The organism is Coriobacterium glomerans PW2, assembly GCF_000195315.1.
Lineage (GTDB): Bacteria > Actinomycetota > Coriobacteriia > Coriobacteriales > Coriobacteriaceae > Coriobacterium > Coriobacterium glomerans.
Window position 1 is genome coordinate 839,578 of sequence record NC_015389.1, and the last position, 21,088, is coordinate 860,665.

Below are 21,088 nucleotides of genomic sequence, written 5' to 3' on the forward strand. Positions count from 1 at the left end.
AAACTCGGCGAAAGATGAGAATGGAGTTTGCAATGTCATTCTTGGCAAAGTTGTTCGGCACTGAGAAGCCGGTCATCGGCTTGCTTCATCTGAGGCCGCTTCCGGGAGATCCGCGCTACTATCCAGACGGCAGTGTCTCTCGCGTATGCGAGGCGGCAAAGCGAGATCTCGCTGCGCTGCAAGACGGCGGAGTCGATGGCATCCTCGTTACAAACGAATTCAGTCTGCCCTATGAGCGGCGCGTCTCCCCGGTGACGATCGCAGCCATGGCTCACGTGATCGGCACCTTGCAGTCGGAGCTGTCTACACCGTGGGGAGCTGAGGCGATCTATGACGGGGACGCGACGATAGAGCTGTGCGCTGCGGTGAATGCGAAGTTCAGCAGATGTCTGTTCGCAGGAGCTTGGGTCGGAGATCTTGGAGTCATTGATCGAGATGTTGCAGCTACGATGCGACTGAAAAGCGCCTTGCGATTGGACGGGCTCAGGCTATTTCATTTTGTGACCAGCGAGGGCGAGGTTTATCTCAACGACCGCACAACTTCTGAGATCACCGAGTCCCTGATGTTCAATTGCTCGCCCGACGCTCTGGTGGTCGGAGGTTCTGCTGCGGGAAAGGGGCCGAGTGGCTTGCTAGTCGATGGGGTCAGGAAAGCTGCCTGCGGTGTTCCCGTGCTCTGCGGGACCGGTTGTCGTGAATCAACCATCGCCGAGGTCTTCTGCGACTTCGATGGCGCTTTCGTGGGAACGTGCTTAAAAAGAGACGGCCGCTTTGACGCGCCGATTGATCCCGTTCGAGTTGGGTCATTCATGGCTGCGGCACGTTCGGCCCGGCGGGAGAAAATGAGGAAGAATTGATGCGTTACTATATGGGAATCGACGTCGGCACGGGAGAATCAAAAGGGGTGATCATCGACGAGAGCTGCACGATTGTCGCTCAGAAGACGCTCGCGCATGAAACGCAGAACCCGCGGCCCGGTTGGTATCAACATGACGCGGATGCGATCTGGTGGGGTGATTTCTGCCAGTTGTCACGCGAGCTGATCGCTGCCGCCAAAATCCCGGCCGAGCGCATAAGATGCGTGGGACTTTCAGCTCTGGGTTCTGACTGCGTTGCCGTTGATGCGGATGGAGCAGCTCTCGCGCCTGCGATATTATATGGGATCGATGCACGAAGCGCACCGCAGATCAAAGAGCTTATCGCGGAGTACGGTGAGGACCGCGCGCGCGAGCTCATCGGCCACGATCCGTGTTCCTCGGATGTTTCGCCGAAGGTGCTCTGGTACAAAGAGAACATGCCTGACATACATGATCGTGCTGCAAAGTTTCTCACCGCTTCTTCCTTCTTGTGCGCGAAGCTCACCGGTAGATTCACGATCGACCGCTATCTCGCAGAGGACTTTCTGCCGATGTACGATCCCGTCAGCTGGCGCGTGGATTCAGAGCACATCTCGCGGTTTTGTCGTTCGGATCAGATGGCCGAAGTCTGCTCGGCGACCGATATAGCCGGATCGGTCACCGAGATCGCCGCGAAGGCAACTGGACTTACAAAGGGGACGCCGGTTCTAGTGGGAACCGGCGACTCGGGTGCCGAGGCCATATCCACCGGTGTGTGCCGTCCCGGAGATCTCATGGTTCAACTGGGAAGTACGTGCTATATCATCTGCGTCACCGATCATCTGATCAACGATTCGAGGCTCTGGCCGGGATCATTCATCATTCCAGATCAGTTTGCCGTCTGCGCGGGCACGAACACGGCCGGATCTCTCACCGGGTGGCTGGGAGACGAACTCTATCGGGACGCCGTGGCAAGTGAGCGAACAGGCGGTCCGAATGTCTTTGAAGCTATGGCTTCAGAAGCGAAACGCATACCTCCCGGGTCCGAGGGTCTGATCTGTCTACCGTATTTTGCCGGCGAGCGCACGCCGATCAATGATCCGGATGCGCGCGGTGTCTTCTTCGGTCTCACGCTGAGACATACGCGCGCCCACATGGTCAGAGCCGCGCTCGAGGGTATCGCATTTTCGATTGCCGCGCATATCTCGATTCTGGAACACGATCACGGCCTGCGGATCAATCGTATCGTTGCCGCCGGCGGCGGAACGAAGAATCCCGTGTGGCTGCAGGCGATCTCGGATGCGTGCTGCAAGGAAGTTTCGACGGCATCGGTCAGCATCGGCGCCAGCTATGGAGACGCATTGATGGCGGCACTTGCCGATGGTGCATGCTCCAGTTGGAATGATCTCGCAGCTCGGGTCGGGAAGGGGATGACATTTGAACCCGATCGTGCAGCGAGCGCGCTCTTCACCGAACGAAAAGATCTCTTCGACAATCTATATCGGCGAAACAGTGATCTCATGCATGCCTTGGGATCAAATCGCACTTCGTGATGATACCGAGTATCGATGTCCGCTCACATGCCGAGAACCTCAGAGCTCGTCGACTCGATACGTGCCTCCAGGTCTGCTGCCGGGATCCCTCGAAGCGTTGATATCGATGCCAGGCTCCTGGCAAGCGATTCGTCGATCAGCTCGGCTGCATAGGTCTCTCCGAGCACGGGAGGCGCATCGGTTTCGAGCAGCAAGCTGCCCACGGGAATGGTGCGCGCGTACTCCCGCCCGCGCTTCGTCGCGAGCATGCGCTCGTTGATGGAAAAATAGCACCCTGCGCTGCGTGCGCGCACCAGCTCATCGGAGCTGCCGGTGAACCAGTGAAAAATGCAGGCGTGTCGCGAGGTCAGCTCGAATCTCTCGAGCACATCGAGAACGGCCCCGGCCGAGCGGACCGCATGAATCGATAGCACCCGGCGACCGATGTCGCGATCGCGCACTGCGGCGGCCATGCGCGTCAGGACATCGAGCTGCATCTCCTGGGTGCCGGCGCACTTCCTGCCGGCATCCACTCCGATCTCCCCGATGAAGCGTGCATCGCGTACGGCTTCCATGAACCGTGCGATCTCGGTCTCGCCGCAGCGACCGTCAGCGAGCCACCAAGGGTGCAGACCGAGCCCTGTGCGAACGCGCGCGCATCCATCGAGCTGACGGTGGGCCGCCGCGGCGTCCGCGGGTGTCACTGAGACCGCGAGCATGTTGATATCGCGCTCCTGCGCTCCCTCGGCGACCTCGCGGCTGTTCGCCATGAGACTCAGATGGCAATGCATGTCATAGCGCCCCGTCATCGGCGTGCGCTTCCCTGCGCTCGTCCGCTGCCGGAGCGGCGAGCGAGCGCGAGATGACTCCCATTGGCCGCTCGAACTCCGACACCGGAGATCTGTCGGATCACCTCGCCGGCGATCATCTGGCCCATGATGGGCGGCATGAAGCTCGCGGTGCCGAGATCGGATCGGTCCCGCCTGGTTGCACCCGCCCTCGCCCGGGTGGGCACCGGCACCTCGCATGAGTACAGGACGCGCAGATGATGGATGCCGCGGCGGCGGCATTCCTTTCGCATCACGCGCGACAGCGGGCAGTTGAGCGTCTCGTGAATATCGGCGATGCGCAGGCACTCCGGATGCAGCTTGTTGCCTCCGCCCATGCTGCTGATCAGATTGAGACCGCTGCGCTGGGCGAAGTCGGCGATGGCGAGCTTTGTGGAGACGGTGTCGAAGGCATCGACCGCGAAGTCGATCCGTCCTGCGGATGCATCGACCGCGTGCTCGATGAGCGCCTCGAGGTTGTCGGCGAGTACGAATGTGTCGAAGGCGACCACGTCTATGGAAGGATTGATGTCTCTTATCATGTCGGCCATGACATCGATCTTGCGTCTGCCGATCGTGCTGTGAAATGCTATGGCCTGCCTGTTGATGTTGCTCGCGGATACCACATCGCGATCCACGATCACAAGTCTGCCGACGCCGCCGCGCGCGAGCGCCTCGATGCAGTTGGACCCCACCCCTCCGCAGCCGAAGACCATGACGGTGGCGTCATGCAGCCGCGCAAGCCCCTCGACGCCCATGATGATCTCGAGTTTCGATGTGGCGCTCTCTTGGATCGCCGTCTGCGGCTGAATGGTATTCGTTTCCCGCTTGCTCATGTCGTCGCGCTCAGCTTTCTCCCAGGTGCACCCGAGGGCCATTATAGAGGGTCCGCAGCTGCGAGCGGGGATTCGCCACATCTTGTCCGAAACTCCGCTCACGGTGCGCAAACACCGCTGCGCAAACATGGTTTCGCCATGGAAATGCACGTGCGATCTCGTGCGGGCGCGCCCGGGTTTGAGACGATAGCCCGGCGCTGCGCCTGCTTCCACCATTCGGGTTCGCGCGCGCAATCAGATGTGAGGAGAGCCATGGCGGAGTTCATCTATCAGATGTATCAGGCGCGCAAGGCGCACGGCGACAAGGTCATCTTGGACGATGTGACGCTGTCATTTTATCCGGGAGCCAAGATCGGCGTTGTCGGTCCCAACGGAATGGGCAAGTCCACGCTGCTCAAGATCATGGCGGGGATCGAGGACGTATCGAACGGCGATGCCCGACTGAGTCCTGGCTATACCGTCGGGATCCTGGAGCAGGAACCGGCGCTCGATGAGGAGAAGACCGTCATCGAGAACGTGCGGATGGCTTTTTCAGACATGCTCGCCAACATCGAGCGCTTCAACCGCATCGGCGAGGAGATGTCTGAGCCCGACGCGGACTTCGACGCCCTCATGGCCGAGATGGGTTCCCTGCAAGATGAGATCGATGCCGCCGACGCATGGGATATCGACAGCAGGCTCGGCGTCGCCATGGACGCTCTGCAGCTTCCCGATTCCGATGCTCGCGTGCACCAGCTCTCGGGCGGTGAGCGTCGCCGTGTGGCACTATGTCGGCTGCTGCTCGAAGCACCCGACCTGCTGCTGCTTGACGAGCCCACGAACCATCTCGACGCCGAGTCGGTGCTCTGGCTCGAACACTTCTTGCAGGGCTACGCCGGCGCGGTGCTCGCCGTCACCCATGATCGATATTTTCTGGACAATGTCGCCGAGTGGATCTGCGAGGTCGATCGAGGCCATCTGTTCCCCTACAAGGGCAATTATTCGACCTACCTGGAGACGAAGGCGGCGCGCATCGCCGCGCAGGGCAAGCGCGACGCCCGTCTCGCCAAGCGCATGGAGGCGGAGCTGGAGTGGGTAAGATCGAGCCCCAGAGCTCGTCAGGCGAAGAGCCGAGCGCGCTTGGAGCGCTACGAGCAGATGGAGGCCGCGGCCAGGGAGTCCCAGAAGCTCGACTACGCGGATATCCGGATCCCCGTGGGGCCGCGCCTCGGCTCGAAGGTGCTCGTCGCCGAGCATCTCGTCTGCGCCGTCGGCGATCGCGTTCTTATCGATGATCTGAGCTTCTCGCTGCCGCGCAACGGCATCGTGGGTGTGATCGGCCCCAACGGCGTCGGCAAGACCACGCTGTTCAAGACGATCATGGGTCTGGTGCCCATGAGCGCGGGCACCCTCGACATCGGGGAGACGGTCAAGATCTCCTATGTGGATCAGATGCGCGAGGGGATCGATCCGAATCTCAGCCTGTGGGAGGTCGTCTCCAACGGAGATGACTTCATGATGGTCGGCGAGACGGAGGTACCGAGTCGCGCCTATGTCGCGAGCTTCGGCTTCAAAGGGCCCGACCAGCAGAAATCTGCCGGAGTGCTGTCCGGAGGGGAGCGCAACCGCTTGAATCTCGCGCTCACCCTGAAGCAGGGCGGCAACCTGCTCCTGCTTGACGAGCCCACCAACGACCTCGATGTCGAGACGCTCTCCTCGCTCGAGGCGGCGCTGCTGGAGTTTCCCGGCTGCTCGGTCGTCATCAGTCATGATCGCATGTTTCTGGATCGTGTGGCGACGCATATCCTCGCTTGGGAGGGCACCGATGAGCGTCCCGGGTCGTGGCACTGGTTCGAGGGCAACTTCCAAGCGTATCAGGAGAATCGCATCGAGCGCTTGGGTGAGGACGCCGCACGTCCCCATCGGATCCATCGCAAGCTCACGAGGGACTAAAGAGCTTCGTTTCGATGCGGTCGATCCGAGTCGGCCACATCGAGATCTCAGGTTCGATTCTGCCACCGGGGAGGCGAGAATCTCAGCTTCGCGGCGGCAGACTCGAGCGATGCCGAGCACCCTCGGTCCGTGTGCTCATTGCTGCGCGCCGGCTCCGGGGGAGTCGGCGGCCCCGCTTTTGCCCGAGGCCCCGCTTTTGCCCGAGGCCCCGCTTTTGCCCGAGGCGTCGTTCTCGTCCGCGTTGCCGCTCTCGGTGTGGGGCCCTGTCCCATCGGGCGCGTCATTCGACGAGGCGTCTGAGGAGCCACCGCCCTTTTTGCCGGTGTCGGCTTTGCCGGTGTCGGGCGATTTCGGTGCCTTCGGCGATGCCTGGTTGTCGGTATCCGGTGCGACGGCGTCGTCGCGATCGGTTTTCGGGGGCGTCGCGGCCGCATCCTTTCCCCCCGTCAACTGCTTGGGTTCTTGTCGATCGGAGCGCTTGAAGATAGGCTCGGTCCTGTAACCGAGGCCGCTGCCGCGCGTCGCGAAGATGATGGCCGCTGCGCATAGCGCCACGGCGGCGATGGCGATGACGATCGAGAAGAGCGCGACTCGTCGTTGCGTCCTCGCGCGCTGCGCGGCCGCTTGGGATCGCAGCGTTGGGGGCGCGATGCGTCTCCCGCGCTCGGCTGCGTCTCCCGCGCTCTCATCGGTCCCCATCAGCGGCGCGCGCGGACCGTCCGGCCGAGACATCCCCGGCTCGCGATGCGCGTCCGCGCCGAAACCGATTGCGGCTCCGGCCGGCTCGCCGTTCTCGGCCGGGTTCTCGTCCTTCAGTCCCAGTGCCTTGGCTCCGCCCTTCAGCCTCTCGGCGCTCGCCGTGAGGAATCGCCGATAGAGCTGGGAGCAGATGATGGTCACAGCCGAGCTGATCGCGGCGCCGATGACCGAGCCGGCGATACCGATCTGCGACGCGAGCACCACCGAGGTCGCCGCTGCAGCTGCTCCGGCGATGATCTGCGAGATCGAGATGCCATCGAACAGGCCCTCCTTCGGCTTCATCTGCCGGCCATCCGCACCGCTCGATCCGCTGTCCTCGCCTCGCCGGTCACCGGTCACATCGTAGTCTTGATCGCGCTTCATGACCGGATCCCCGTACGCTGCTGCTCGCCGGGCTGCTCGTCTGCGGCCGGCGTGGCGAGAGGCGGCATCGCCTCCCACGTCCGGTCACGGTATATCCTGCGCGCATCGCGCATGCCCTTGAGCAGTGCTGTAAGGCCGCTTTTGAACGTGCGGTCGACGGCGACGAGACGGATGATCTCCTTGGCGAAGGTGGCTGCCGTGCCCACGCCGAACAGGAGGCGATTGTAGTCGCCGTGCTCTCGAAAGTAACGCGCCATGTAGCCCCGGTTGCGCATGATGTGGTAGCGGTTCATATCCGAGGTGCCGTTGAGCTGCCTCACGTTGGCGATGTTCCAGTGCGCGATGTCGCGCGTTCGCTGCAGGATCAAATCGGCGCACACGATGGGGTCGGTGACCTTCGAGGCCAAATAGCCGTAGATCGCATCATCGAAGTAGATGAAGAAGCGCGGGTCGGGCAGACCGATTCTGTCGACGATGCACCGGGCGAACAGCCCCCCTTCGAAGCACAGGGTGTTCATAGGGCGGTAGCCCTCCGGACCGAAGGCCGCCGGTGCGATCGGGTTGGGGATGCCCAGACTGTTGATGAAGCGGTACTGCCAGTAGAACGGACTGCCGTCATAGTCCAGCCGTGAGCCCTGTATGACAAGGTGCTCCCGGGTCCAGGGGGCGAGCAGCTCTATGGCATCGGGCATGACTGAAACATCGTCGTCCATGACCCAGAACCATCTCGCTCCGAGCTCCCAGGCCAGCCCGATGCCGGCTGAGAAGCCGCCCGCGCCACCGAGATTGTCCCTTTGCGGCGCGTAGACGACCCGGTCGGTGCCACCCGCCTCATCGGGGTGCTCGACATCTGTGCCCCAGCGGGCGCAGGCGCGCGCGGCGAGGTCCGCTACCATTGCTCGCGTCTGCTCGGAGTGCTCATTGTCCACCACGATGATGCGCCAAGGGGCTCGGTTGAGAGCACAGATGCTGTCGATGAGCTTCGCGAGCAGCTCCTGTCGCTTGTACGTGACGACGATGAGGGCCAAGCCCTCGATGGAGTCGGTGCGACTCGGCATGTCCGATACCGTCTGCGAATCTGCGTCCGGCTGCGTGCCGTCGATGGAGGTCGTGGTCTCACTCACAGGATCTCGCTGCCTTTCTCCTCTGCGCGGCGCACGTTTCACGAAAAGTTCCGTCCCATTATAGGGTGCATCGTGCTTTCTGCATAAAGAAGCGGCGCAAAGTCTGCATCGAGCACACAAGCGGGCGCGGGTGCGTATATAAAGAAGACTTGGCTACAATAATGTCAAAGGATCGATGCGCGCCGCGCGCGCCGTTGATGAGGAGCATGAGATGGACCAGCGGGTTGGCGGAAGCACGCGCAACGGTGTGCGCGACCGCGCACATGACGGTTTCTTCCGCGTCGCCGCAGCGACGCCGGCGATCCGCGTCGCCGATGTCGAGGCCAATGCCGCAGCGGCGCTGGCGCACATCCGCGCGGCGGCACGGCAGGGCGCGGGTGCGCTGGCCCTGCCCGAGCTGTGCCTCACGGGATACACCTGTCAGGATCTCTTTTTGGACCGGACGCTCATCGACGCCGCCGAGCGCTCGCTGCGAGACATCCTCGCGCAGACGCGAGATCTTCCCCTCCTGTTCACGATCGGTCTGCCCGTGGCGCACGGATCGGCGCTCTACAACTGCTGCGCCGTCTGCTGCGCAGGCCGCCTGCTCGGTCTTAGCGCCAAGAGGAACCTGCCCAACCACGGTGAGTTCTACGAGGCGCGCTGGTTTTCCCCCGCTCCCGCTGACGCCGTGCTCTCGGTTCGCCTCGCCGGGCAATCGGCCCCGCTTGGCTGGGGACTCGTCTTTTGCTGTTCAGATGACGGTATGGATGAGGTCGCGATCGGTGTGGAGATATGCGAGGATCTGTGGGTGGCCGATCCGCCCTCTGTCGAGATGGCCCTCGCGCGGGGTGCCGCGGTCGTGTTGAACGCCTCGGCCAGCGATGAGATCATCGGCAAGGCGGATTATCGCTCGAGCCTCGTGAGCGCTCAGAGCGCCCGGCTCTTTTGCGCCTACGTCTACGCGGACGCGGGGGAGGGCGAGTCCACGACCGATCTCGTGTTCGCCGGAGAGAATCTGATCGCGGAGAACGGTCGCACGATCGCCGAGACCGATCTGTTCACGACGGACATGGCGAGCGCCGATATCGATCTCGACCGCCTTTGCGCGGAACGCCGCCGCTCGAGCACGTGGACGGCGCGTGTCGCCGAAGGATCGGATGCGCGGAGCGTGCCGTTCTCATTCACCGGTTCCGCGCGCGCGCTCGCGAGCGACTCCCGGGCTCCTGCTGAAGCGCTGATGCGATCCGGTCTCACCACGTCGCGAATCTTTCCCCGCCTTCCGTTCGTACCAGCCGATACCGACGATCTGGCAGCGCGTTGCGAGCTGATCCTCGGCCTTCAGGCGGCCGGCCTCAAGACCCGACTTTCCCACACGCACGCCGAGCGGATCGTGATCGGCGTTTCCGGAGGGCTCGATTCCACTCTGGCGCTTCTCGTGTGCGCGCGCGCCTTCGATGATCTCGGACTCGCTCGCGCGGGCATCGTCGCCGTTTCCATGCCGGGCTTCGGTACGACGGGTCGCACGAAGGGTAACGCCGAGCGACTCGCGCGCTCGCTGGACGCGACGTTTCGCGAGATCCCGATCGACGCGGCCGTACGGCAGCATTTCCGCGACATCGGCCACGACGCGCGCCTCACCGATGTGACCTACGAGAACAGTCAGGCTCGGGAGCGCACCCAGATCCTCATGGATCTGGCGAACCAGCTCGGCGCCCTCGTCATCGGCACAGGGGATCTCTCCGAGCTCGCGCTCGGATGGGCGACCTACAACGGCGACCATATGAGCATGTACGGTGTGAACGCGAGCGTGCCCAAGACGCTCGTCCGCCACCTCGTCGGATATGTCGCCGAGGCCTCAGCGGGAGAGATCGCCGACACGCTGAGCGACATTCTGGACACGCCCGTATCGCCCGAGCTGCTGCCGCCGGAGCCCGACGGAGCGATCGCGCAGCGAACCGAGGAACTCGTCGGACCCTATGAGCTGCATGACTATTTCCTCTATTATCTCCTGCGATTCGGTCTGTCGCCGGGCCGCATCTTCAGAACGGCGTGTCGCTCCTTCGATGGAACCTACGACCCTTCGACCATTCTATCTTGGCTCAGGGTCTTCTACAGGCGCTTCTTCTCCCAGCAGTTCAAGCGCAGCGCGCTGCCCGATGGTCCCAAGGTGGGTTCGGTGAGCCTGTCGCCGCGGGGGGACTGGCGCATGCCCAGCGATGCGAGCGCGCGGATGTGGCTCGACGAGATCGACCGTCTCACCGAGACCCTCGCGAACGAAGTATCGATAGAATCTGCAGATTCGCAGATTTAAATCGCGCGGAATGGATATATGCTACTGGAGGACAAACGTACGGCTGCCCGAGCGGCCGATAAGAGGTTGGGAGAGCATCATGGTAAATGATAGAAAAGTGGGCATCGTGGGAACGGGTTTCGTAGGTTCCTCCTCGGCGTTCGCGCTCATGCAGAGTGATCTGTTCTCAGAGATGGTCCTTGTGGACGTGGATCGCGACCGCGCGGAGGGGGAGGCCCTCGATATCCTGCACGGTTCTCCGTTTGGGACGCCGATGAAGATCTACGCGGGCGACTATGCTGATCTGGCGGATGCGGCGATGGTCGTCGTGACGGCCGGTGCGGCGCAGAAGCCCGGCGAGACGAGACTCGATCTGGTGAACAAGAACGTGGCGATCTTCCGCTCGATCATCCCAGCGATCCGACACTGCGGGTTCGATGGCATCCTGCTCATCGTCTCAAACCCGGTGGACGTGCTCACCTATGCCGCGATCAAGATGTCCGGTCTGCCGGAGGGTCATGTGTTCGGAAGCGGTACCGTGCTCGATTCGGCCCGCCTGAAGACGATGCTCAGCGAGAGACTCGGCGTGGACGCGCGCAACGTCCATGCATACATCATCGGTGAACATGGCGACTCCGAACTAGCGGTATGGTCGAGCGCGAACGTCTCGGGTGTGTCTCTCACGGATTTTTGCGACATGCTCGGCCATCGCGATCACGTGAGGGCGGAGCGCGAGATCGCCGAGCAGGTGAAGAACGCCGCCTATGAGATCATCGAGAAGAAGAAGGCCACCTACTACGGCGTGGCCATGGCGGTCAAGCGTATCTGCACCGCTGTCATGCGCGACGAACGTCACATTCTGCCCATCTCGAGTCTGATGGTGGGGGAGTACGATCTCAACGACATCGCGATCTCGATGCCGGCGATCGTGGGCCGCGACGGGATCGTGTGTCGTGTGCCGATATCGCTGGATGAAGACGAGCTCTCAGAGCTCAGGCGATCTGCGGCGTCGCTCAGAAAGATCATGGATCAGATCGATTTCAAGGCGTGAGCGCTTCGGTGCGCGATCGCGGATGTATGCGCGCGGCTCCCTTCGTCTCGATGCGCGCCTCTGATCTTCCTCAGATCTTCGTGGCACCTTAGCGGCGAGCTAATGAATTGTCTCTCCTGTTTGCGTAGGATACGTCCTGATGCGAGAATGCCGCGATCAGAGGGAGCATGACATGGGAGTCCGACTGTGCAGTCCGTCGCCGCGTGACGGCCGATCTGAGCGGACTCACCCGTGCTAGGGCTGCGCAGCAAAGACCCTTCGTCGCGAAGCGGCAAAATCGGTGATTCGCGAATCGGCCTCACGCGGCCCCGATGCGAGGAGCGCAGTCTCAATCGGCAAACCGGCTCGCGAGTTGCGGCACGTGTGCGCAGACGCTGGATTTGCGATAGGGTCGAGCGGGATGGTTCACAGCGCGCAGCGGTTGCGCGGAGGCGACTGATGGAGGAGCGCATGGGTTGGCGAGCGCGCGATGCAACGAAGCGATCAGAGACAGCGACCATCGGGGACTCCGATCGACCGCTCACCGAGGAGCTCCTTCATGAGCTGCTCTCCTCACCGGATCCCGAGACCTATCTGAATGCGCATGAGCTGCTCGATACCACGGTGTCGAGATACCTGGGTGAACTGCTGGCGAGCAAGGGCATGAAGCGCATCGACGTCGTGCGCTCCTCCGGCATCAACGAGACATTCGGCTATCAGATCTTCAAGGGCCAGCGCAACGCCTCGCGCAACAAGCTGCTCCAGATCGCGATCGCCATGGGCTGCGATCTCATGGAGGTCAACCGGCTGCTCAAGATCGCCGGTGTAAACGAGCTGTACTGCAGAAACCGACGCGACGCCATCATCATCTTCTGCATCGATCGCGGTGACAGCCTCCAGAAGATCAACGAGGAGCTCTTTGTTCGGGATGAGGAGACGATCTATAACCCCTGAGCCGAGGCAGCTGCTATGATATTCCCATGATGGAAGATGATCTGACAGATTACCTGGCGTCACTCGGCCGCGACGAGGCCTTCCGCGTCGAGCGCGTGCTCAAGACGACTGCCTGCGAGTGCACCGAGGTCGTCTACTTCAGGGGGCTCAACGGAGCCGAGATGGGGCCGTTTCTGCGGAAACGGATCGATCGCGCAGCACAGCTCGGCTGCGTCTACGAGCGCATCTTCGAGACGCAGCGCGCCGGGCGGCGTTTTTTGCACCTGCCTCGATTGAGCGACGTCTACAGGACGGAGCGCGAGCTCATCATCGTGAGCGAGTACGTCCCCGGACGTTCCCTGTCGGAGGTGATCGATGAGGAGGGACCCTCCGAGCGGCTCGCCCGCCGCATGTTCCCGGTGCTGTGCGATGCGGTCGCAGAGCTGCACGAGTGCTTCGATCCCCCTGTCATTCATCGAGACCTCACGCCGGCCAACATCATCATGGCCGACTCTGATGGCGCCACAGAGGTCACCCTTATAGACTTCGGCATCTCTCGCGTCTTTCGCGCGACCGCTCGCTGCGATACCACGCATTACGGCACGCGGCCCTATGCTTCGCCCGAGCAGTTCGGCTTCGGTCAGACCGATGTGAGAAGCGATGTCTATTCCCTGGGTGCCATCCTGCGCCTTTGCTTCACCGGTCATCCGGAGCAGACGGACGCCGCAGGTTTTGAGAGCATCGCCGACGCGCCCGCCTCGATCTCGGCGGTCATCGAGCGGGCCTGCTCGCTCGACCCGCGGGGACGCTACGCGACGGCGCGTGAGCTGCGCCGCGCCTTCGAGCGCGCACTGGAACCGCCTCATTCGACGAGAACAGCAGCCGACGCCGCGCGCCCACCCATGCATCTTGCAGCCGAAGGCCTCGTGCGCGCCCCTGTACTCGCAGGAACGTTCGCGCTTGAGACCGACGATCAAGCCGGGGGCGAATCTCCCGCGACGTCCGCGGCCTCCCATCGCGATCTGTCCTCCATCTTGGGATCGATTTGGAACACCGCGATCGTGACGTCTCTGGTTCTGTTCGTCATCGGTGCGATCGAGTTGTTGATCAATCCGTCCTCGAGTGCGAACGATGGCCCGCTTTGGTATCGAGCGACCATGGAGTTCGTGTTCATCCTGCCCAACCTGTGCGGTATCGGCTATCTCTTGCTCGACAGAAGACGTCTGCGTTCGCGCTTTCGCTTCCTCGCGCATCGAAGCCGTCTGCTCGACCTGCGCGCCCTGGGCATCCTGTTCGCCTCGACGCTGATCATGATCATAGTCGCGCGTGCACTCGTCGATATGTGATCTCGCCGAAGCGATGAGCGTCAGACAAAAAGCCCCGGCGCTCTGGGCCGGGGCTTTGTTCGCGTATGCGATCGAATCTCGATCGAGATGCTAGATCCGACTCATCTGAGAGCCGACCTTGTTGTACCAGTCCTGCCACGTAGGGGGGCAGTACTTGCGCGCCGCACTCGGCGTGAGAGCCCCTCCGTAGACGCTCTTCAAAAAGGATACGTGAGCCGGAATCGCCTCTTCCCAGCTGCCGAAGCTCCTGCTGCCCCAGCCCCAAGCGTTATGGGACCTGAAGCAATGCGCGCCCTTGCTGCTTTCGATGCAGGCGATGGCCGGTGAGAATCGCGGATCGCAACCGGAGTTCCATGCGGACTCGGCAAATAGCTGACCGTATCCGGCTAAAGGCGAGCCGGCGAGAAAGTTGTTGATGCGACCCGACCACTCGGCCACGAACTGATCTCTGCTGAGATTCCAGTTGACGGTCCCGTCACCGGCTGAGGGGTCGATGGACTGCCCGCTTTGGTTCGCGCTCGACTGGGTGTTGCCCGCATCGGCGCCTTCTCCGGTGGCCGGTTGCATTGCGGCTGCTTGGTCTGCTGCAAGCTGAGCCAACTCGGAGGCGCGCTCCTGATCGGCGGCGGCCTGAGCGCTCTGACGCAGCTGCTGGGCTTTCGTCAGAGCATCAGCCGCATCTTGCTTCACCTGTTCAAGTTGCGGCTTGGCCTGCTCGAGTTCGGTCTTCTCCTGCTCGAGTTGAGCTTGCATGCTGTTCAGCTTCTCGATCTCCTTGAGGTTTTGAGACTGAATCTCGTTCATGTACACGCAGGTCGTGATGAAGTCACTGAGACTCTGAGAGTTGAGCACGAAGCTCGCAAGTGGATTCGTGCTCTTCTTGAACTTGTACTGCTCGCGAATGGCATCGCGTGCCTTTTCCTGCTGAGCTGGGAGCTTCGCCTCGATATCGGCTATGCTCGCGGTGTTGCTCTCTATCTTCTTCTGAAGCTCATCGAGCTTGGCGGTGGCATCGTTGTACGCCGCGGCGCTCGCCTCCACCTGTTGCTGGGAGCTGTCAAGATCCGCCTGCGTCTTGTTTGAGACGGCGTACGCCGCGCGGGGAAACACCGCTGGCGTCACCGTGAGCGCCGCAGCAAGCGCCGCGCAGGTGACGATGCGACCGGGCCGCTGAGCCAATCTCGCGATAAGCGAACGATCTAAATGATGCATATGAGCCCTCGACATTCTTCTCGTACGAAACGCGAGATGATTATAGTACGCATAATCCGGCTCTCTCGACCCCTCCCATCCTTAAGGCTCAAGTTGAAGGTTTAGGATAGCTGGATACCTGCAGATTTAACCATTCGTTAAGAATCCATGGAGTTTAAAGTTCATGTTTAAGGTTAGGGATATGCACACTGTCGATACGCGGCTCCAGGATTCGAACCGAAAGGTGAGCTGGTTGCAATATGTCCTGATACCCCGAAATGGCCGGCGCGCGCGCGAGGTCTCCTTGTTCGAAGAGAATGTGTGACACATGATGCCGGAACCTCGGCTGCGCGGCACCCGGTGCCCGCGCACGGTATACTCAGCTGACGTGCAGCGCCGGCGCGCCCGGCGAATGATTCGACAGAAGGCGAGACGGCGAACATGGACTTTGCGGAGCGGGAATTCATCCCGGTGCTTCTGGGCGGAGACATCAACGTGTACTCCATGGCGCGGGCGTTCTTCGAGCGATATGCGGTGCGGAGCCGCGCGTTCGGGAAGTTTCGATCGGGTCCGGCGAACAGAAGCGGGATCATCGAGTACACGCCGAATCCCGCCATCGACACCGATGAGACGTTTCTGCGCCTCGTCAACGGGTTCGCGCGCGCGCATTCAAACAAAAAAATCCTTCTCATGGGTTGCGGCGACAATTATGTCTCCCTCATCGTGCGCCATCGCGATGCCGGAGACCTCGAGCGCAATATCGTGGCACCCTACAGCGATCTCGACCTCATCGAGAGCTGTCAGAAGAAGGAGGTGTTCTATCATCTGTGCGAGCAGCACGGAGTGGCTTTTCCCCGTACGTTCACGTTCAGGCAATCCATGCTGAACACATCCGACGGGCTCATCAGCGCTCTGGACGCCCTGAAGTTCCCGTTTCCGGTGATTCTCAAACCCTCTGACGGCATCATGTATTGGGAGCACCCCTTCGCCACGCAGAAGAAAGCCTACTCGATCTCAACGCGCGAAGAGCTCGAGCGCACCATCAGAGACATCTACCGATCCGGTTACACCGATGAGCTGATCATCCAGGACAAGGTTCCCGGCGGCGACGAGCGCATGCGCGTGCTCACGAGCTATTCGGGCGCCGACGGTCGCGTGCGCATGATGTGCCTCGGTCACGTTCTGCTCGAGGAGCACTCGCCTCATGCGGTCGGCAATCATGCGGCGATCATCACCGAGTCGAATGAGAGCCTCGCCGCCGGGGTGAGAAAGCTGCTCGAGGATCTGCGCTACGTGGGATTCGCGAACTTCGATGTGAAGTACGACGAACGGGATGCGACATTCAGGTTTCTGGATTTCAATACGCGGCAGGGCCGCAGCAACTATTATGTTACCGCTTCCGGCTTGAACCTCGCTTCCTATGTGGTCGACGAGTACGTTTACGAAGCAGCGTTCTCCGGTGAGCCGGCCGGTCCCTCCACGGAGTGCCTGTGGCACGTTGTGCCCAAAGGTGTGATCTCGACCTACGTCGGCGATGATCGGCTCAAGGAGCGCGCGCGCGAGCTCGCTCGTTCCGGCAGATCAGTGAACCCGGTGTTCATGAGAGGGGATTTCGATCTGAACCGCTGGCTTCATGCCATGCACACCTATATGGGGCAATATAAGATGTTCAGGAGGTATTACGGCTGAGAGCGGACCCTGCGGGTCCGCAGCGGAAGGATTGGGAGCGCGAACATGAGAAAGCTCGGCGTGATCGGCGGCATGGGGCCCGAGGCGACGGCCTACTTCTACGAGCAGGTCATCCGGCACACCGTTGCCACGCGCGATCAGGATCACGTCGATATGGTCATCTTGTCCTGCGCATCGATGCCGGATCGCACTCGTTCGATCAGATCGGGGGATTCATCTGAGCTGCTCGCGCTCATGCGCTCCTGCACGGGTGCGCTCGAGAGCCTCGGCTGCGCCAACATCGCGATTCCATGCAACACCTCGCATTACTATTACGATCAGATCCGCGCCTCGACGAACGTGCCGATCATACATATGGTGCGCGAAGCGGTGCGCTACGCTGTTTTCGGCGTGCTGCCCGACACGGCGTCCATCGATCCGGCATGCGCTCCGCGAGCACCGCGCATGCCGCCGCGACGCATCGGCATCATGGCCACCGATGGCACGATCATGTCCGGCGTATATCACCGCGCGTGCAGAGCATTCGGCGTCGAGCCAATCGAGCCCGACGAGAGCCGGCAGCGCGATGTCATGTCCCTGATCTATGACGATGTGAAGGCGGGCCGCGATCCGGATATGGACAAGTTCGATCGCGTCGTGCGCGCATTTCGCGCCGACGGGTGCGATCGCGTGATTCTGGCGTGCACCGAGTTGTCGGTGATCAGTCGTTCGCGCGCGATGCCCGCCTATGTGCTCGATGCGATGGATGCGCTCGTGCGCGAGGCGATCGTCCGCTCGGGCGCGCGCTACCGGGTGTGATCTCCGCTATCCGGCTGACGTGATACCATGGTCGCCACAGTTTCAAGCTCGGTGCCGGCTTCGATCGCATCCGCGGCATCCGCTCTCAGATAGGAGGGACGCGATATGGTCCGAGCCACAGGGGGCTCGAAACCGATGGGATCCCGCGCGGCGAGGAAGCCCTCGACGGTCCGGACTGAGAGCCTGGGACCGATCTTGACCATCGTCGTCGCGTGCTTCGACGAGGAGAATGCCCTGCCTCTGACGATTCCCGCACTGCTCGTGGAGCTCGACCGCATGGTCGATGCCGGTCTCTGCTCGCCGGACAGCCGGTTGCTGCTCGTTGATGACGGCAGCTCAGATGATACATGGCAGATCATCACCAGCGCCGCGGCGATCGATTCGCGTGTGCTGGGTATCTCCCTGTCGCGCAACACAGGGTTTCAATGCGCGTTGCTCGCCGGCCTCATGGAGGCCAGAAGCTGCAGCGATGTGGTGGTGAGCATAGACGCGGACGGACAGGACGACGAGCGCGCCATAGAAGCGATGGTTCGTTCGTATCGCGCGGGTTCGGATATCGTCTACGGCGTCAGATCGAGTCGCGAAGCCGACACCTGCCCGAAGCGCGTGGCGGCTCAGGCTTTCTATCGATTCATGCAGGTCATGGGAGTCAAGACCGTCTACAATCATGCTGATTTCCGCCTCATGTCCAAACGCGTCCTCGATGAGCTGTCATGCTACTCCGAGGTCAATCTCTATCTGCGCGGTCTCATCCCGCTGATCGGGTTTCCCTCGACTGAGGTCCGCTACGAACGTCGTGCCAGATGCGCCGGAACGAGCCATTACACGTGGCCGGCCATGGTCGCGCTCGCTCTGGATGGCATCACGAGTCTCACCGTCAAGCCCATACACATGATCGCCGCCGCGGGAGCGCTCATCGCGGCACTGAGCGGCATCGGCATCATCTGGGCGATCGCCGTGATGCTCGCGGGCATGTCTGTTCCCGGTTGGACGAGCATCGTGTGCATCATCTGTCTCATAGGGGGGCTGCAACTCTTTGCGCTGGGGCTGATCGGGGAGTACGTGGGACGAATCTATCTGGAGGTGAAGGGTCGTCCGCGCTACACGATCGTCGAGCGGACGGGCGCGATCAGCCGCGCGCCCGCGCATCGGGGCCCGATGGCTCGTCGCCCTCGAGCAGAATCTTGCGCGTCGCGAAGTTCCAGACCATGACGACGGCGGTCGCCGCGATCTTGACGATGCGGTAGTCTATGAGCGCGAGAGCTGTGCCCGCCCACATCATCGCATCGTTGATCCCGAGGCCGAGTGCCGAGAGCACGACGAAGATGACGAACTCGCGCCGCCGGCTCATGCCCGGGCGATGTCGGAACACGTATCGCATGCTCGCGAGGTAATTGAAGATGACCGACACGGTAAACGAGATCGTTGCCGATAGCACGGGAGGGATGCCGTAGACCTCGGTCAGAAAGACCAAGATCGCGTAGTCGATGCCGAAGGCGATCACGCCGACGACGCCGAACTTCATGATCTGTGCAGGCAGGTTGCGCATGGGGGATCGCCTTTCCGGAATCGAGCGCATCAAAGTGTAGCGAAATCATCCCTCGATGGCTAGCATCGAGCCTGAAGCAGTCCGCATCGGTAGGCATCCAGCAGCTGACGAAGGTCTGAGATCTGGTCTCGTATCACCTTGCCGGTGTCCGTGTCGCTCACCATGATGCGGCGCTCGGCGTCGCCGAAGCGATCGGTCTCGCTCCGGATATCGGCGTTCTGCTCGAGTGCGGCCTCGACGCTCTTGAAGGCTTCGTGCGCCTTGAGGCGCATACCGCGGGAGCTGGAGATGAGCGTGTAGCCCGCGATACCGGTCGTCGGATGATAGGCGCGACAGAACCCTCCGTCGATGACGAGCAACCGCCCGCCGGCACGTATCGGCTTCTCTCCGTCCATGGTCTTCACCGGCGTGTGACCGTTGATGATATGTCCGCTGTCCGGGTTCACACCGAATTCGCGCATGACGGCGTCGCAGGCATCCTGGGAGCGCGTGAGCGTGAAGTACGGGTCCATCGGTTCATCCCACGTCGAGGGGTCTTCGAGATAGGCGCGCTCGAAGGTCTTCACGAGTCGGCCGGATACCGGGGATGCGAAGCCGATCCAGAGATACCACATCCAGTCGAGCGCCTCTCGGTCGCGCTCGGACCAGGCGCGACGGGCGATGGCGTCACAGAAGTCGAGATAATCTCGCCCCGATCTCCACACGCCGTCGCACTCCATGCATGTGAACGTCCCATCTTCTCTCATGGGTACGCAGCCGTGGAACAGCAGGTTGTTGTTATTGACGAGATAGATCGATCCGTGAGTGTAAAGAAAGTTCATGTGCTCGCGGAGCCGGTCCGCCGCCGTGAACTCCGCAACGAGCCTCTCGACGATGCGCTGCTCGGGGAAGCTGAGCTCAAAGGGATGCTCGGGATCGAGGGTCGGGAAGTCGCGTGTGCTCAAGGTATGCTCGACCCCGTCGATGCGCACGGTGCCGCCGACCGGATCGATCTTGTCGAGAAGCAGACGATCTTCCATGTCGAACTCTGGGTGACGCAGGATGATCTGGCCCTCGAGCTTGAACAGCAGCACGTTCACCGCCTTCATGAGCGGGGTCAGACGGCCGGCGTCGCGGTAGGTGCGATCAGCGAAGTAGACGAGCTCGCGCAGGGAGATTCCGTAGTCGTTCTCGAGGATCTTGTAGTTGTTGTAGCGCAGGTTGTTGCGCAGCACCGAGATGATGCATGCGGGCTCGCCGGCAGCCGCTCCCATCCATAGGATATCGTGGTTGCCCCATTGTATGTCGAGCGAGTGGTACCGCATGAGGCGCCCGATGATGTCCGCCGCGCCTCCACCGCGATCGAAGATATCGCCGACCAGATGGAGGTGGTCTACGGCCAGTCGCTTGATCAGCGCGGCGAGCGAATGAATGAAATCGGGCGCAGAGGCGGTCTCGAGTATGGAGTCCAAGATGCGCTCGTGGTACCGGACGCGATAGTTGTTCTCGTCTGGATGCGTGTGAAGCAGCTCATCGATGATGTAGGCGAAATCATGCGGGATGGCCTTTCGAACCTTGGAGCGCGTATAGCGGCTCGAAAGCGCGCGGGTGATGGTGATGAGGCGGTTGAGCGTGGTCCTGTACCATGTGGGCGAGTCGAGCCGGGCCTCGTGCACGCGCGAGAGCTTCTCGCGCGGGTAGTAGATCAGCGTGCACAGATCGCCCTTCTCCGCATCGGAGAGCTCATCTTCGAAGATCTCGTCGACGTGCTCGCGGATCACACCGGAGCAGTTGTTCAGGATGTGCATGAACGCGGCGTACTCCCCATGCAGATCGCTCATGAAGTGCTCGGTTCCCTTCGGCAGGTTCAGGATCGCCTGGAGGTTGATGATCTCCGTGAAGACCGCCTGCTGGTTGGGGAACTGCTGTGACAGCAGTTTCAGGTACTTGCGCGTCTGATCGGAGCGCTCTGCTGTGACCATCGGCCTCTCCTTTGCGGGATCCGCTGCCAAGCGGGTGCGGCGTGCATTCACAACGCGGATCATTATGCGCGAAATCTGTAGAGGGCGCATGGAGAGCCGCCTACTCGCAG

General features: G+C 61.8%; 17 protein-coding genes. 10 read left to right on the forward strand and 7 right to left on the reverse strand.

What is annotated here, in order from left to right; genetic code table 11:
* The first annotated feature begins 32 nt into the window (after window positions 1-32).
* Together CORGL_RS03640 and CORGL_RS03645 are read left to right on the forward strand one after the other, a co-directional pair.
* Window positions 33-857, forward strand: coding sequence for a BtpA/SgcQ family protein (locus tag CORGL_RS03640; RefSeq protein ID WP_013708568.1), 825 nt, complete (start codon window positions 33-35; stop codon window positions 855-857).
* On the forward strand, window positions 857-2,389 hold the full coding sequence (locus CORGL_RS03645; RefSeq protein WP_013708569.1) for an FGGY-family carbohydrate kinase: 1,533 nt from the start codon (window positions 857-859) through the stop codon (window positions 2,387-2,389). The genes CORGL_RS03640 and CORGL_RS03645 overlap by 1 nt, the downstream gene beginning before the upstream one ends.
* Window positions 2,390-2,412: 23 nt before the next feature.
* Here CORGL_RS03645 and CORGL_RS03650 read toward each other — a convergent pair whose 3' ends face one another.
* Both CORGL_RS03650 and CORGL_RS03655 read right to left on the reverse strand, forming a co-directional pair.
* Window positions 2,413-3,177 (reverse strand): TatD family hydrolase, encoded by a 765-nt coding sequence (locus CORGL_RS03650; RefSeq protein WP_013708570.1) that lies wholly within the window; start codon window positions 3,175-3,177, stop codon window positions 2,413-2,415.
* Window positions 3,174-4,031: a tRNA threonylcarbamoyladenosine dehydratase gene (locus tag CORGL_RS03655; protein ID WP_049777725.1), complete on the reverse strand. Its 858-nt coding sequence runs from the start codon at window positions 4,029-4,031 to the stop codon at window positions 3,174-3,176. The genes CORGL_RS03650 and CORGL_RS03655 overlap by 4 nt, the downstream gene beginning before the upstream one ends.
* 252 nt (window positions 4,032-4,283) lie before the next feature.
* Here CORGL_RS03655 and ettA point away from each other — a divergent pair, with 252 nt between their 5' ends.
* Complete coding sequence (gene ettA / locus CORGL_RS03660; protein ID WP_013708572.1) at window positions 4,284-5,963, forward strand: energy-dependent translational throttle protein EttA; 1,680 nt, start codon at window positions 4,284-4,286, stop codon at window positions 5,961-5,963.
* A 135-nt stretch (window positions 5,964-6,098) separates the two neighbouring features.
* Here ettA and CORGL_RS09345 read toward each other — a convergent pair whose 3' ends face one another.
* Together CORGL_RS09345 and CORGL_RS03670 are read right to left on the reverse strand one after the other, a co-directional pair.
* Entirely contained in the window at window positions 6,099-7,085 is a 987-nt protein-coding gene (locus CORGL_RS09345; protein WP_013708573.1) for a hypothetical protein, read from the reverse strand.
* Window positions 7,082-8,209, reverse strand: a complete 1,128-nt coding sequence (locus tag CORGL_RS03670) for a glycosyltransferase (protein ID WP_013708574.1) — start codon at window positions 8,207-8,209, stop codon at window positions 7,082-7,084. The genes CORGL_RS09345 and CORGL_RS03670 overlap by 4 nt, the downstream gene beginning before the upstream one ends.
* A 211-nt stretch (window positions 8,210-8,420) precedes the next feature.
* Here CORGL_RS03670 and CORGL_RS03675 point away from each other — a divergent pair, with 211 nt between their 5' ends.
* The 4 genes from CORGL_RS03675 to CORGL_RS09350 all read left to right on the forward strand — a co-directional run bounded on the left by CORGL_RS03675 (window position 8,421) and on the right by CORGL_RS09350 (window position 13,790).
* Window positions 8,421-10,502: an NAD(+) synthase gene (locus CORGL_RS03675; protein WP_013708575.1), complete on the forward strand. Its 2,082-nt coding sequence runs from the start codon at window positions 8,421-8,423 to the stop codon at window positions 10,500-10,502.
* Window positions 10,503-10,581: 79 nt separating this feature from the next.
* Window positions 10,582-11,532, forward strand: coding sequence for an L-lactate dehydrogenase (locus tag CORGL_RS03680; protein ID WP_013708576.1), 951 nt, complete (start codon window positions 10,582-10,584; stop codon window positions 11,530-11,532).
* 450 nt (window positions 11,533-11,982) lie between these two features.
* Window positions 11,983-12,465, forward strand: a complete 483-nt coding sequence (locus tag CORGL_RS03685; protein ID WP_245526945.1) for an XRE family transcriptional regulator — start codon at window positions 11,983-11,985, stop codon at window positions 12,463-12,465.
* A gap of 26 nt (window positions 12,466-12,491) precedes the next feature.
* Entirely contained in the window at window positions 12,492-13,790 is a 1,299-nt protein-coding gene (locus CORGL_RS09350) for a serine/threonine protein kinase (RefSeq protein WP_013708578.1), read from the forward strand.
* 90 nt (window positions 13,791-13,880) lie between these two features.
* Here the strand turns inward: CORGL_RS09350 and CORGL_RS03695 are convergent, their stop codons facing one another.
* Window positions 13,881-15,002: a coiled-coil domain-containing protein gene (locus CORGL_RS03695; RefSeq protein WP_013708579.1), complete on the reverse strand. Its 1,122-nt coding sequence runs from the start codon at window positions 15,000-15,002 to the stop codon at window positions 13,881-13,883.
* A gap of 420 nt (window positions 15,003-15,422) precedes the next feature.
* Here CORGL_RS03695 and CORGL_RS03700 point away from each other — a divergent pair, with 420 nt between their 5' ends.
* From CORGL_RS03700 to CORGL_RS03710, 3 genes are all read left to right on the forward strand, one after another.
* On the forward strand, window positions 15,423-16,670 hold the full coding sequence (locus CORGL_RS03700; protein ID WP_013708581.1) for a carboxylate--amine ligase: 1,248 nt from the start codon (window positions 15,423-15,425) through the stop codon (window positions 16,668-16,670).
* A gap of 45 nt (window positions 16,671-16,715) precedes the next feature.
* Window positions 16,716-17,468: an aspartate/glutamate racemase family protein gene (locus CORGL_RS03705; protein WP_013708582.1), complete on the forward strand. Its 753-nt coding sequence runs from the start codon at window positions 16,716-16,718 to the stop codon at window positions 17,466-17,468.
* Between the two features lie 105 nt (window positions 17,469-17,573).
* On the forward strand, window positions 17,574-18,680 hold the full coding sequence (locus CORGL_RS03710; RefSeq protein WP_013708583.1) for a glycosyltransferase family 2 protein: 1,107 nt from the start codon (window positions 17,574-17,576) through the stop codon (window positions 18,678-18,680).
* Here CORGL_RS03710 and CORGL_RS09600 read toward each other — a convergent pair.
* On the reverse strand, window positions 18,598-19,017 hold the full coding sequence (locus CORGL_RS09600) for a GtrA family protein (RefSeq protein ID WP_013708584.1): 420 nt from the start codon (window positions 19,015-19,017) through the stop codon (window positions 18,598-18,600). The two genes, CORGL_RS03710 and CORGL_RS09600, sit on opposite strands and share 83 nt — an antisense overlap.
* Window positions 19,018-19,076: 59 nt before the next feature.
* On the reverse strand, window positions 19,077-20,978 hold the full coding sequence (locus tag CORGL_RS03715) for a fructose-1,6-bisphosphatase (protein ID WP_013708585.1): 1,902 nt from the start codon (window positions 20,976-20,978) through the stop codon (window positions 19,077-19,079).
* Between the last annotated feature and the right edge of the window lie 110 nt (window positions 20,979-21,088).

Excerpts from the sequence above, each read along its gene's own strand:
- CORGL_RS03640 (WP_013708568.1), top strand. The coding sequence starts at position 33 with ATGTCATTCTTGGCAAAGTTGTTCGGCACTGAGAAGCCGGTCATCGGC.
- CORGL_RS03645 (WP_013708569.1), top strand. The coding sequence starts at position 857 with ATGCGTTACTATATGGGAATCGACGTCGGCACGGGAGAATCAAAAGGG.
- CORGL_RS03650 (WP_013708570.1), bottom strand. The coding sequence starts at position 3,177 with ATGACGGGGCGCTATGACATGCATTGCCATCTGAGTCTCATGGCGAAC.
- CORGL_RS03655 (WP_049777725.1), bottom strand. The coding sequence starts at position 4,031 with ATGAGCAAGCGGGAAACGAATACCATTCAGCCGCAGACGGCGATCCAA.
- ettA (WP_013708572.1), top strand. The coding sequence starts at position 4,284 with ATGGCGGAGTTCATCTATCAGATGTATCAGGCGCGCAAGGCGCACGGC.
- CORGL_RS09345 (WP_013708573.1), bottom strand. The coding sequence starts at position 7,085 with ATGAAGCGCGATCAAGACTACGATGTGACCGGTGACCGGCGAGGCGAG.
- CORGL_RS03675 (WP_013708575.1), top strand. The coding sequence starts at position 8,421 with ATGGACCAGCGGGTTGGCGGAAGCACGCGCAACGGTGTGCGCGACCGC.
- CORGL_RS03680 (WP_013708576.1), top strand. The coding sequence starts at position 10,582 with ATGGTAAATGATAGAAAAGTGGGCATCGTGGGAACGGGTTTCGTAGGT.
- CORGL_RS03685 (WP_245526945.1), top strand. The coding sequence starts at position 11,983 with ATGGGTTGGCGAGCGCGCGATGCAACGAAGCGATCAGAGACAGCGACC.
- CORGL_RS09350 (WP_013708578.1), top strand. The coding sequence starts at position 12,492 with ATGATGGAAGATGATCTGACAGATTACCTGGCGTCACTCGGCCGCGAC.
- CORGL_RS03695 (WP_013708579.1), bottom strand. The coding sequence starts at position 15,002 with ATGCATCATTTAGATCGTTCGCTTATCGCGAGATTGGCTCAGCGGCCC.
- CORGL_RS03700 (WP_013708581.1), top strand. The coding sequence starts at position 15,423 with ATGGACTTTGCGGAGCGGGAATTCATCCCGGTGCTTCTGGGCGGAGAC.
- CORGL_RS03705 (WP_013708582.1), top strand. The coding sequence starts at position 16,716 with ATGAGAAAGCTCGGCGTGATCGGCGGCATGGGGCCCGAGGCGACGGCC.
- CORGL_RS03710 (WP_013708583.1), top strand. The coding sequence starts at position 17,574 with ATGGTCCGAGCCACAGGGGGCTCGAAACCGATGGGATCCCGCGCGGCG.
- CORGL_RS09600 (WP_013708584.1), bottom strand. The coding sequence starts at position 19,017 with ATGCGCAACCTGCCTGCACAGATCATGAAGTTCGGCGTCGTCGGCGTG.
- CORGL_RS03715 (WP_013708585.1), bottom strand. The coding sequence starts at position 20,978 with ATGGTCACAGCAGAGCGCTCCGATCAGACGCGCAAGTACCTGAAACTG.